11 protein-coding genes are annotated in these 12,387 nt (G+C 58.2%); 8 read left to right on the top strand and 3 right to left on the bottom strand.

Annotation, left to right across the window (positions count from 1 at the left end; genetic code table 11):
- The first annotated feature begins 5 nt into the window (after window positions 1-5).
- From F817_RS0102810 to F817_RS0102790, 8 genes are all read left to right on the top strand, one after another.
- Window positions 6-1,244: a ribonucleotide-diphosphate reductase subunit beta gene (locus F817_RS0102810; RefSeq protein ID WP_024326221.1), complete on the top strand. Its 1,239-nt coding sequence runs from the start codon at window positions 6-8 to the stop codon at window positions 1,242-1,244.
- 261 nt (window positions 1,245-1,505) lie between these two features.
- Window positions 1,506-2,552 carry a ParA family protein gene (locus F817_RS13990; RefSeq protein ID WP_196801204.1) on the top strand — a complete coding sequence of 349 codons (1,047 nt, stop codon included), beginning with the start codon at window positions 1,506-1,508 and terminating at the stop codon, window positions 2,550-2,552.
- Between the two features lie 92 nt (window positions 2,553-2,644).
- Complete coding sequence (locus F817_RS14500; RefSeq protein WP_155988432.1) at window positions 2,645-3,175, top strand: HEPN domain-containing protein; 531 nt, start codon at window positions 2,645-2,647, stop codon at window positions 3,173-3,175.
- 157 nt (window positions 3,176-3,332) lie between these two features.
- Window positions 3,333-3,557, top strand: a complete 225-nt coding sequence (locus F817_RS14810; protein ID WP_081644437.1) for a potassium channel family protein — start codon at window positions 3,333-3,335, stop codon at window positions 3,555-3,557.
- A gap of 89 nt (window positions 3,558-3,646) precedes the next feature.
- Window positions 3,647-4,237, top strand: a complete 591-nt coding sequence (locus F817_RS0102805) for a hypothetical protein (RefSeq protein ID WP_024326220.1) — start codon at window positions 3,647-3,649, stop codon at window positions 4,235-4,237.
- 188 nt (window positions 4,238-4,425) lie between these two features.
- Complete coding sequence (locus F817_RS0102800) at window positions 4,426-5,163, top strand: transposase (protein WP_024326219.1); 738 nt, start codon at window positions 4,426-4,428, stop codon at window positions 5,161-5,163.
- A gap of 343 nt (window positions 5,164-5,506) precedes the next feature.
- A complete protein-coding gene (locus F817_RS0102795; RefSeq protein WP_024326218.1) occupies window positions 5,507-6,412 on the top strand; it encodes a sensor domain-containing diguanylate cyclase in 906 nt (301 codons plus the stop codon).
- A 476-nt stretch (window positions 6,413-6,888) separates the two neighbouring features.
- Window positions 6,889-8,886: a S9 family peptidase gene (locus F817_RS0102790; protein WP_024326217.1), complete on the top strand. Its 1,998-nt coding sequence runs from the start codon at window positions 6,889-6,891 to the stop codon at window positions 8,884-8,886.
- Window positions 8,887-9,936: 1,050 nt separating this feature from the next.
- Here the strand turns inward: F817_RS0102790 and F817_RS0102785 are convergent.
- The 3 genes from F817_RS0102785 to F817_RS0102775 are packed head-to-tail and all read right to left on the bottom strand — an operon-like array spanning window position 9,937 to window position 12,181.
- A complete protein-coding gene (locus F817_RS0102785; RefSeq protein ID WP_231369382.1) occupies window positions 9,937-10,902 on the bottom strand; it encodes a sensor domain-containing diguanylate cyclase in 966 nt (321 codons plus the stop codon).
- Window positions 10,902-11,606, bottom strand: a complete 705-nt coding sequence (locus F817_RS13685; RefSeq protein WP_155988431.1) for a glycosyltransferase family 2 protein — start codon at window positions 11,604-11,606, stop codon at window positions 10,902-10,904. The genes F817_RS0102785 and F817_RS13685 overlap by 1 nt, the downstream gene beginning before the upstream one ends.
- On the bottom strand, window positions 11,594-12,181 hold the full coding sequence (locus F817_RS0102775; RefSeq protein WP_024326216.1) for a DedA family protein: 588 nt from the start codon (window positions 12,179-12,181) through the stop codon (window positions 11,594-11,596). The genes F817_RS13685 and F817_RS0102775 overlap by 13 nt, the downstream gene beginning before the upstream one ends.
- Between the last annotated feature and the right edge of the window lie 206 nt (window positions 12,182-12,387).

Below are 12,387 nucleotides of genomic sequence, written 5' to 3'. Positions count from 1 at the left end.
ACACTATGCTTTCCTGGGACGATCCGATCGCAGCCATCAAGGGCGAAGGCCAGCAAGAGCCCGCCGTACGCCCGGGCATGGGCTTTCAGGAGAACGAAGCCCTGATGAGCACCGCCGGCGCCGCACCCAGCGTCTCGCCGGAGCCGGAAAACGCCGGCCAGCCGCTGGCCGAGCCGAACGAAGAGGCCCTGACCGGCACCGGTCTGGAAGACATCGAGATGGGTGCCGAGCGCATCCGCGTGGATGACAAGAAGATCATCAACTGCCACGCGGACCTCAACCAGCTCGTGCCCTTCAAGTACAAGTGGGCCTGGCAGAAGTACCTGGACGGCTGCGCCAACCACTGGATGCCGCAGGAAATCAACATGAACGCGGACATCGCCCTGTGGAAGGACCCGAACGGGCTGACCGACGACGAGCGCACCATCGTCAAGCGCAACCTGGGCTTCTTCTCCACCGCCGACTCGCTGGTGGCGAACAACCTGGTGCTGGCCGTGTACCGCCACATCACCAACCCCGAGTGCCGCCAGTACCTGCTGCGCCAGGCCTTCGAGGAGGCGCTGCACACCCACGCCTACCAGTACTGCGTGGAGTCCCTGGGCCTGGACGAGGGCGAGATCTTCAACATGTACCGCGAGGTGCCCTCCGTGGCCACCAAGGCCGAGTGGGCCCTGCCGTTCACCAAGCACCTGGCGGACCCGAACTTCCGCACCGGCACCCCGGACGCGGACCAGAAGCTGCTGCGCGAACTGATCGCCTTCTACGTCGTGTTCGAGGGCATCTTTTTCTACGTCGGCTTCGTGCAGATCCTCTCCATGGGCCGGCGCAACAAGATGACCGGCGTGGCCGAGCAGTTCCAGTACATCCTGCGCGACGAGTCCATGCACATGAACTTCGGCATCGACGTGATCAACCAGATCAAGGTCGAAAACCCGCACCTGTGGACCGAAGACTTCAAGAACGAGATGCGCACCCTGATCCATGATGCGGTCGAGCTGGAGGCGCAGTACGCCCGCGACACCATGCCCCGCGGCGTGCTCGGCATGAACGCGCAGATGTTCGAGGAATACCTGCACTTCATCGCCAACCGCCGCTGCGCCCAGATCGGCCTGGCCGAGCTGTACCCGGGTGCGGATAACCCGTTCCCGTGGATGAGCGAGGTGCTCGATCTCAAGAAGGAGAAGAACTTCTTTGAGACGCGGGTTACGGAGTATCAGACGGGTGGGGCGTTGAGCTGGGATTGACCGAGCCACGACCGCCGGAACGAACGGAGCCAGGGAAATGGCCGTGCAGCAAAAGAAGAGGGCGCCGCAAGACGGCGCCTTCTTCTTATGGTGCCTGAATTTAAGCATGTCTTGAATATTGAGAACGGCACCTCACTAACGCCCATCTTGCAAGCGATTAGAAAAATAAGGCCGAGCTATCCCAGCCTGTTGTAGGCGATCCGAAAGAATCAGTTCCCGTTCTGACCTTTAGATTTAAAAACAACCTATTAGGAGCTGTTCGTGGCGAAGAAAATAGCCTTTTTCAACCACAAGGGTGGCGTAAGCAAGACTACCAATGTGTTCCACTTCGGATGGATGCTTGCTGAGCAGGGGTATAAGGTCCTGTTGGTGGATGCAGACCCCCAATGCAATCTTACGGGGTTAATTCTGTCCTCGGGGAGCTTCGACCGGTTTGAGCAGCACTATCTAGACCGGCCGGACTGCAATTTAAAGTCTGCGTTATCACCGGTTTTTGATGGAGCTCTTTCACCCTTAACTGCGGCACCAAATCTCGAAATCGAAAGCCGTGATGGCCTATATCTTTTGCCAGGCCATCTGGCGCTATCGGAATATGAAATAACCTTGACCTTGGCACATGAGCTAAGCGGTTCTGTGCACGCGCTCAAGAATGTCCCAGGCGCAGCCGCTCACCTGCTAGATATAACAGCAGATGCCGTCGGCGCTGACTATGTTCTTATTGACTTGAATCCCAGCCTTAGCTCGATCAATCAAAACCTATTTCTTTCTTCCGACGGCTTCATTATTCCGAACTCGCCAGACTATTTCAGCCAAATGGCTATTCATTCCCTCGCTAGGGTCCTCCCTATGTGGAGCTCATGGCTTGACCGCGCTGTTGGTCATCCAGCCTTACAGGATGCGAGTTATACCTTGTCGGCCAGAAAGCCTAAATTCTTAGGGACCGTTGTTCAGAACTTCCGGCTTCGTGGAGGTGATCCAACAAAAGGGTTCCAAGACCAAATTAACCGCTTGTTCCGTGTTATCGATGAAACTCTGATGCCCGCTTTGTCCCAATCCGAGTTAGCATTCTCGCTAGAACGGTATAGCGAAGTGCTTGGGGAGCGATCTAGTGGATTTTGCCTCGGGTTGGTGCCGGATTTTAATAGTCTCGTGACCACATCGCATATCGGGTCTACACCTGTTTTTGCGCTGTCTGATGAACAGATAGGTTCCGTCGGATCGGTTCTTTCCCAGAATCGTGAGAAAAGGGGCGATTTCCACGATATATATGAGAAAGCTGTGAGGCAGGTGGTGGAGCTTCTGGGTTGAATATGAGGTCTGAAGCTTATCAGCGATTTCTAGCTTCGTACGATCGTGTTCATGGACTTTCCCATGTGGGAAGGGCATTAGAGGGGAAAGCCTTGGGTTCTGTCGATATGTCCGAGGCATTTCGGGCAGAGATTGTTTTGGCCGTTTCAGCATGGGACTCCTACGTGCACAACCTATGTGTTGAGGCGATTTATAAATCTTTCCTCGGGTCGAGAGAAAAAAATAAACATTATGGCGAAGCGCGGATCTGTCTTTCTTCGGCTGAGCAACTCGCGTCAGGTGGGTCTACATCTTGGGTTGAGGGTGAAGTGCGTGCACAGTTTTCTCGGGACACATTCCAACGGGCGGATGATATTGCCAAGGCGCTAAGGTTTGTCGACGATCGACCGAAACGTTTAGCTCGTGTGGCGGCTTCTATGACGTATTCATCAGAGGTGTTTCGGCAACGATTAAATGCTATCGTGGATAGGAGAAATATGATCGTACACGAAGCAGATATCGATCCTGTTTGGGGGTCTGTTCGGCCGATTGGAGCGGAGGAAGCGGAGGAGGCATCGGGATTTCTCTTAGATTGTGTTGTAGCGATTGAAGCGGAATGTTGGGAACCTCATAATGGAGAATAACGGGGTCGGGCCTCGGTAACCTACATAAAAACCGAGGGTAACCGGTCTAGAAAGGGCGGAATTCGAGCTTAAAGCGGTCATTTCGGCCATCAAATGGGCATACCAGGGTTGAAAAGAAGAGGAAGAAGCAGAAGAGGAGGACACCCACGATCTCTCCATGGCTTATATCTCTTGGTCATGGGGAATATGTTCGGTAGAGGGCTTATGCCGGATAGACAGCATTTACCATAGCTTCGTTACTATGACAACCCTTGGGTATGGAGATATATTCCCAGTTTCAGACCTGACGAAAATGCTCGCAACTGGTCAGACTCTAGTAGGTATGTTTATGTTTGAAATCGTAATAGGGCTGTTCCTGTCGAAGTCGAATCAAGGCCACTGAAAATTTAACAAGTGGCTGTTGTCGGACGCACCTACGCTGGCGCTCCGATGCGCCGCAAAGCCAAGTGTTGGGCGTAGGAGCCGAAGGCCATGCCACGGAAAAAAAGTATCCAGAATTCCGCAACCTCGTTCCAGAGTAATGCGGGCGATCTACTCGACTACGTCGCGGAGGCTGAGAAACATTTGTCGGATGCGCACGTTACCTGGTGTTATGAGTACGTGGTGATCCGTCTTTACCGTGAATTCGAGAATCTGATGCTCGAGGCACTTACTGGCGCCATCAACAACGACACGTCGACTATCTCTGAAACCACGGGAATCGAGTTCCCAGCTCACCTCACGGATGAGCTCTGTGAATACCTGATCGTGGCAAACGGGTATTTCGATTTTAAAGGACGTGACGGCCTGATAAAGATCGTCAAGAGATATGTGCCATCAACGCATTATCTTGTCGCGATACTCAAGAAGCGACGCTACAAGGATCCAATAGAATATCTGTCAGCACTTCGGAACTATGCTGCACACGATAGTTACCAAGCGAAATCGGCTGCCAAGAAGGCGACGGGATACGAAAGGATGGGGCCTTGTGGGGCATGGCTGAAGAAACAGGGTCGATTTAAATGGCTTGTTGACGAGCTCAATGCATTGGCCGGGGAGGTTCACGCTCATGCCCCATACTAGAGAAAACCCCAACAATTTCATCGAGGCGACGCTCGTACCTCGCGCGCCTCATGGATTTCGGCGTGGCATAACGGGGTCGGACCTCGGTAACCTACGGAAAAACAGCGGTAAACCGGTCTAGAAAGGCCGCGATTCGAGCTTAAAGCGGACATTTCGGCCATCAAATGGGCGTTCCAGGGAGGGAAGCCATGCCACGGGCGAATCGCCATCATCTGCCGGGCTATGTCTGGCATATCACCCACCGGTGTCATAAGCAGGAGTTTCTGCTGAAGTTTGCCCGCGACCGGAGGCTCTGGCGCTACTGGCTGTACCAGGCGCGCCAGCGTTACGGACTCTGTGTGCTCAACTACATAGTGACCTCCAACCATGTACACCTGCTGGTGCGCGATGGGGGCGGAGGCGAGATTGCGCGTTCCATGCAGTTGATCGCGGGCCGGGTTGGCCAGTCGTACAACCGGCGCAAGGCGCGCAAGGGCGCTTTCTGGGAAGACCGCTACCATGCCACTGCCGTGCAGACCGGGGCCCACCTCGCGCGCTGCCTGGTGTACATCGACCTGAATATGGTCCGGGCGGGGGTGGTGAAGCATCCATCGGAGTGGGAAGCCAGCGGATATCGCGAGATCCAGGCACCACCGGACCGTTACCGAGTCATTGATGAGCAGGCCCTGCTGGATGCGCTGGAGATCGGCGCCGGAGCCGAGCTGCGGGAGTGTCATCGTTTGTGGGTGGAGGAGGCGCTGGCCTCGGATCGCGCCAGTCGGGATGGGTGGTGGACGACGGCCGTCGCGGTAGGGGACCGGTCGTATGTGGACGAAGTGCGCCGGGCGCTGGGGGTGCGGTCGCCGGGGCGCCACGTTGAACAGACGGGGGATACCGCATGGGTGCGCGACGATGGGGCGAGTTATGGGGTTGATCAACGGTTTTGACGGCGAAATGGGGCGGATAAGCCTCTAGAAAGGCGGTTTGGCGCGATATAAATCCATTAAGTCAGTAGGTTGTCTTGGTCCGACCCCGTCGCCAACTGGCTATTTTGACGGCGAAATGGGGCGGATAAGCCTCTAGAAAGGGGGGTTGCGCGATATAAATATATGAAGTCAGTAGGTTGTCGTGGTCCGACCCCGTCGCCGAACGGTTGCGGCTCTCTTGTGCAGAATGACGGCACGGCAGTCACCGCGCCTTGTTCGCACGCAAAAGCGACTCGAGCGCGGGTGCGTACATTAATCAGTGTTTCCCTAGAGTGTGAGTCCGTGGACCAGAGATCCTTGACCAATGCCCGTTGACCTTCAAGCGCTCTCGGCCAGGCTGATCCATCTGATCCTCGACACGGTCTTTGTGGTCGATCGGGACAATCAGATCGTCTTCGTGAGCGATGCCTGTGAGGATCTGCTTGGTTATCGCGCGGAGGAGCTGATCGGAACCACGATCACCGACTATATGCATCCTGAAGACCTGGCGGCCTCACTGGCCTCCATTGTTCGGGTCATGGAGGGCAAGCCTCACGTCGATTTCCGTAACCGCTATATCCGCAAAGATGGCGGTGTCGTGTACATCCTTTGGTCGGCACACTGGGTCGAGGAGGAGGGTGTGCGGATTGGGGTTGCGCGGGACGTGACGACCCTGCGGCAGGCCGAGGAGGAACTGCGCTTCCTCGCCCATCATGATCCGCTGACAGGACTGACCAACCGATCGCTGTTCTATGACCGCCTGGATCTGGCGCTACATTCGGCCCATCGCTACCAGAACCACCTGGCCTTGCTGTTTCTGGATATCAACGACTTCAAGGTGATCAATGATGTCCATGGACACGCGGTGGGGGACCGTGTGCTTTGTACGATCGCCCGGCGGCTGGAGGGCTGCGTGCGGGAGACGGACACGGTGGCGCGGATGGGCGGGGATGAGTTTATTGTCCTGCTGACGGATATCCAGGTGGAGGGTGCCGTTTCCAGAAAGGTCGAGGGCATTCAATCGGCCATGGACGAGCCCCTGGGCGCCGAGTTCGGCGGGATCATACCGTCTTGTAGCATTGGCGTGGCCTGCTATCCCGCAGACGGAGAGGACGCCGATACCTTGCTGAGCCGTGCGGATGGCGAAATGTACCGGGTGAAGCGGAAAAGGGGAGAAGTAAGGGGGTCGGACCTCGGTAACGTACGGAAAAACCGAAAGAAACCGGTCTAGAAAGGGCGCGAGTCGGGCTTGAAGCGGTGATTTCGGCCATCAAATGGGCATTCCAGGGAGGGAAGTCATGCCGCGGGCGAATCGCCATCATCTGCCGGGAAGCGCGTGAACCGCCCCGGGTTTCCCGGAGACTCGTTGGTTGGGGTCACGCCACCTTGTGAGCTATGGGCTCAGAGCTCTCCTTTTGCCTCTGGAAGTTTCCGGCGGAAGGCAAGGTTTGACCCCGGCGTCTTTCCGCGGATGGAGTGGAACAGCTACTTCTGCAGGGCGGCTTCTCGATCGATGGTTGGGTACAGACCCTTGCGGGGCCGCTTGCCGGGAGGGGGGGGTATCGAACCCCTGCGGCCGGGGCACGGTGAGTGCGCGTTCGTCGTCGTGGCGGCTACCCGGAACGTCCATCGCAGGCGGGCGAGAAAAGGACACCCATGAGCTCGTTGCGGCAAACTCGGGGGCATTTCCTTTCCCTCGAGGACTCCATGACCCGAACACTGTTGCTGATCGTCATCTTCTACACGCCGTCGGTATGGGCGGAGCCGCCGGAGCCGATGGTGCCCGCCGACTATTACGACTTCGTGTTCGCGACCGAGCCGAGGCTTTCGCCGGATGCTGGCCATGTCGTCTTCGTGCGCAGTCGCGTGGACGATGAACGCCGCAATCGGGAATCGAGCATCTGGATGGTGCCGGCTGATGGCTCGGAATCGGCAAGCCAGTTCACCCAGGGTGAGTCCGATCGTCATCCCCGTTTTTCTCCCGATGGGCGGCAAGTGGCCTTCTTGAGGACCGTTGACGAGGACGCCCAGATTCATCTGATACCCATTGACGGTGGTGAAGCCCACGCCATCACCGAGATTGAACAGGGCAATCTTTCTCACTTTGCCTGGCTGCCTGATGGTCAACACCTGATCGTTACCCTGACCATCGACCCGGCCGTCGAGGATCCCGCGCAGGAGGAGCAGGGGGATGACGCACCGCAGGCGGATGTGAAGGTCTATTCGCGGCCGCTCAGCCGTCGTGAGTCGCAGGGTTGGCTGGATGAGAGCCGCCGCACCTTGTGGTTGCTGGATTCGGCAAGCGGCGAACTCGAGCGTTTGGCAGGGGACGCCGAGTGGAACCACAACAACCCGACGGTTTCGCCCGATGGCCGCTTCCTGGCGTTCAATGTCGACCGCAGCGGCCGCGAGTACGACGGCAGCTTCAATCAGGACATCTACCTGCTCGATCTCGAAAGCCGTGAGGAACGCCAGCTGTCCGCGCCCGATGGGCGTGTCACCGACCCACTGTTCTCGCCCGACGGGCGCCAGGTCGCCTTTCTCTATCAGTCCGACCGTTATCGTCCCGTGGAACTGCACCGCATCGGGATCGACAACGACGACCACAAGGTACTGCACGATGGCATGGACTTCTCCGTTACGCAGGCCTGGTGGCCCGAGGGGTTCGATCGCCCCCTGGTATTGGCGGACTTCCGCGGCAGCCGTCCACTGATTCGCTTGCATCCCGATGGTGACAGCGAGGTGGTCCTCGGTGATGAAGCCGCTCTCAGCGATATCGACTTTGCCGCCGACGGCGAGTCCCTGGCCTTGCTGGTCGAAGACGAAACCCGGATGCCGGAGGTGCACGTCGCCGACAGTGACGGGTTCGAGTCGCGACGCCTGACGGGCTTCAACGACACTCTGTTGGAATCACGTTACCGGACCGAGCTCGAACGCTTCAGCTACGAGGTCGAGGATGGCCGCACGGTGGATGCGTTCCTGCTACGGCCCAAAGGGCTCGACGCCGGCGATGACTGGCCGCTGGTGTTGAACATTCGTGGCGGTCCGGCGCATATGTGGGGCCATCGCTGGTTCCACGAGTTTCAGATGATCGCGGGCGCGGGCTACGCGATGCTGTTCACCAACTATCGGGGTTCGACCGGCTACGGTTACGAGTTCCAGGCCTCGGTGTACCAGGACTACGGTGGGGTGGACTACCGCGACAACATGCAGGCCCTGGACGCGGCGTTGGAGCGCTACGACTGGATCGACGAGGAGCGCCAGTTTCTGACCGGTGGCAGCCATGGCGGCTTTCTGACCAACTGGATCACCACGCAGACCGATCGCTTCCGCGCGGCGGTCACCCAGCGCAGTGTCTCCAACTGGATCTCTGAGGCCGGCACCCAGGACTACGTGCCGACAAGGATGAATGCCGAGTTTGGCGGCACGATCTGGACGAACTACGACTATTATTGGGGACGCTCACCGCTCAAGTACGCCGACCAGGTGAGTACGCCGACGCTGATCATCCACTCTACCGATGACCGGGTGACCCCGATCGGGCAGGGCCAGGAGTGGTTCTACGCGCTGCTTAATAACGACGTAGAGAGCGAGCTGGCGGTATTCGATGGCGAAGGCCACAACCTGTCCCGGGACGGCACTCCGGTGAATCTGGTCAAACGCCTGGAACTCATCCTCGAGTGGTTTGAGAGCCATAAACCGTGATCCGCAGTGCGAGGCATTGATTGCGAGGCGGGGGGCCAGTCGGGGAGAAGAGAGATGGGGATACGGAGGGATAACGGGGTCGGACCTCGGTAACGTACTGAAAAACCGAAGGAAACCGGTCTATAAAGGGCGCGAGTCGGGCTTGAAGCGGTGATTTCGGCCATCAAATGGGCATTCCAGGGAGGGAAGTCATGCCGCGGGCGAATCGCCATCATCTGCTGGGAAGCGCGTGAACCGCCCCGGGTTTACGGAGGGATAACGGGGTCGGGCCTCAGTAACGTACTGAAAAACCGAAGGAAACCGGTCTATAAAGGGCGCGAGTCGGGCTTGAAGCGGTGATTTCGGCCATCAAATGGGCATTCCAGGGAGGGAAGTCATGCCGCGGGCGAATCGCCATCATCTGCCGGGAAGGGCGTGAACCGCCCCGGGTTTCCCGGAGACTCGTTGGTTTGGGTCACGCCACCTGGTGAGCTGTGGGCTCAGAGCTCTCCTTTTGCCTCTGGAAGTTTCCGGCGGAAGGCAAAAGGCAAGGTTTGACCCCGGCGTCTGCGCGGACCCCGGCGTCTGCGCGCGCACGGCGGAAGGCAAAAGGCAAGGTTTGACCCCGGCGTCTCGCCGAAAGGCAAGGTCTGACCCCGACGTCTGCGCGCGACGTCTTGACCCCGACGTCTAAGTGGATGGCAAAAGGCAAGGTCTGACCCCGACGTCTGCGTGGGTCACGCCACCTGGTGAGCTATGGGCTCAGAGCTCTCCTTTTGCCTCTGGAAGTTTCCGGCGGAAGGCAAAAGGCAAGGTCTGACCCCGACGTCTGCGCGCAGTTGCACGCGAAAGGTGGAATCGGCGGGCGTCTCGGACATGGGACGCGGTTTCGAGGGATAAGCCGTTCATTTTGACAATCCGCGCACGCGGGGCGGCGTATGCCGCAGGCCAGACCTGGGCCCCTGCCTGCCAGGTACGGCCAACAGCCAGAGGCAAGGTCTGAAACCCGGGAGTCGACGCCGCAGCTTGGTCGCCGGAAAATAAACCGCTCGCTTTTTCGCAGTGCAGTCTTTAAAGCAAGGCGACCCGGTTGCGGCCGGATTCTTTGACGCTGTACAGCGCATCGTCGACGCGCTTGAGCAGACTGTGGGGCGATTCATCGGGACGGTACTCCGTGACTCCGAGGCTTGCCGTGACCTGCTCCTGTATCGGGAATCGAGTCCGGGCCAACAGGGCACGCAGGGTCTCGGCCAAGGCCCCGGCGTCCTCTGCTTTGGTCTCCGGCAGGAGTGCAAGAAACTCTTCGCCGCCCCAGCGTATCAGCACGTCGCTGCCGCGCAGATTGGCTCCCAGCGTGTCCGCTACCTGGCACAGGATTTCGTCACCGGTGGCATGACCATGACGGTCGTTAACGGACTTGAAGCGGTCGATATCACACATGATCAAGCTCAACGGCGACCCGTAACGGCGGGCGCGTTGGACTTCGAGCGGCAGCAATTCATCGAATGCCCCCCAGCTCATGAGGCCGGTCAGCCTGTCATGGTGGGCCTGATGATGCAGCTCGGCTTCGATCTGTTTGCGGGCAGAGATGTCGAATCCGGTCCCGGTAAGACAGGGTTGTCCGTTGAGTTCTACCCGCAGGCCGGTGAAGTAGTAGGGGATGTACGCCCCGGACGCACCGCGCATGGCTGCCTCGACGTCGGCCGAGCCGGTTTCGAAGACGCGACTGATCGACTGAGCCACACGAGGCTGATCCTCGCCGGCGAAGAGATCCACGGCATTGATGCGGGTCAGTTCGTTGCCCTCCAGGCCGGTCACCCGCTTGAAGTTGTGGTTCCAGCGGATGAAACGACCGGTGTCATCCAGCACACAGAACACCGCGGGCAGGCCGTCGATCACGGCGTCGCTGAAATCACGTTCCTGACGCAGCTTGTGCTGCAGTTCGTCATGTGCGGAGAGGTCGACGAGGGACGAAAGAAGAGGACACCCATGATCTTCTTGACGATTAGAACCTCCTTGGCGGCGGGAATCAGACATTAGCTAAAAATCAATTCCGCTATCGATCTTGTTGCTCTCCTGATGCGCAAAGCCCTCTGCTTGATCCAGCCAAGTATGTAGAGCCGGAATGATATCGACAGGATTTGTCGGATCATCATCGCGCGTTGGGTAGCGCCAGCCACGACACCATATTTCCTTTCTTTAATGTGATGGAACGTACCATGCACGAGTTCGAACGCCATCCCCTTCTCGAATTGCTTGGACGTGTAGTTCAAGGCGATCTCGATCTGGAAACCGCGTACGCAACTCGTCGGGACGGCCTCCCAGAGCCGGCGGGTCAATGCCCGATCGCCGCCGACAATTGGGAAGAATCGCAGCGCCTGGTTGAGCATCAGCGTCGATCGAGCCCGCAAGCCAACGTTCATCTCGACGCGTCCCTCGATGACGGGCTGCATAATCCGGGACAGGGTCTGCTGTGTGTGGCCAGTCACGTCAGCGTCGAGAAATAACAGGACGCTAGATTTCGCCGAACGCACGCCTGCATCCATCGCAGTCGCCTTGCCCGTGTTGCGAGCCAGACGGATGACGCGGGCACCCGCGACCTCTGCGACCTGGGCCGTCGCATCCGTAGAGCCATCATCGACTACGAGGACTTCCCCAACCCAAGGGTGCTGGCGTGCACACGCAATGACATCGGTGATGGTTCCGACCTCATTGAAGGCTGGTATCACTACCGAGACCATCGGTTCCTCAACACCCGGCTCGCGATATAATTGGCGGACACCGCCATCACGATGAATATCAGGAAGGCGAGCTCCAGATCGTCAATCAAATCGCCAAGTTGGCGCGTCGTGCCGATGACCGAATAGGCGAGAGCCACGAAGACGGCGGATAAGGTGAGGACGCCGAAGAAATTGACGATTATATAGGTGCGAAAACGCATATCGTGTACCCCTGCAAGCACTTGGGCCGCCGTTCGTGTTCCATATACAAACTTGGATAGAAACAGGATCTGTACGCCCTTGCGATTGAACAGGCGTTCCAGACCACGAACGGCACTATTGCTGTGGGCTCCAGGGATGCGGTCGAGTGCCGAAGCGGGGAATTTTCTTCCGAGCCCGTACCAGACGAGGTCCGACAAGATGGTGGCCAATATTGCCAGCGAGATGACTGCAGCAAGATCAAGGCGCCCGGTCGCAGCCAGGTATATCGCCGGCAAGAGCACGATTTCGCCCGCGACGAGCATGCCGAAGAAAATGAACAGGTACGGATAGGTCTGAAGCAGGCTGAGTACCTGTTGGAACAGTTCTTGCGCCATGGCATCCATCGGTAAATTAGGGGGGTGAGGGGGAATTCGCGGGCAGTTGGGTGGGCGAATGTTCGTGGTATTAGGGCGAGCTTTCAGGCTCACCGAGAGTCCGGTGGTGGCTAATAATTTGGATCACGAGTGGCTTGATGCGGTCGCCGGCGGAATGTTGGCTTGCGATGAGTCCCCTATCCGGAATCTGGTGTGGGCCGCCGCCA

Origin of the sequence: Thioalkalivibrio sp. AKL19, from assembly GCF_000420165.1 — a bacterium.
Classification (GTDB): Bacteria; Pseudomonadota; Gammaproteobacteria; order Ectothiorhodospirales; family Ectothiorhodospiraceae; genus Thioalkalivibrio.
This window is presented reverse-complemented; position numbering and strand designations above follow the sequence as displayed.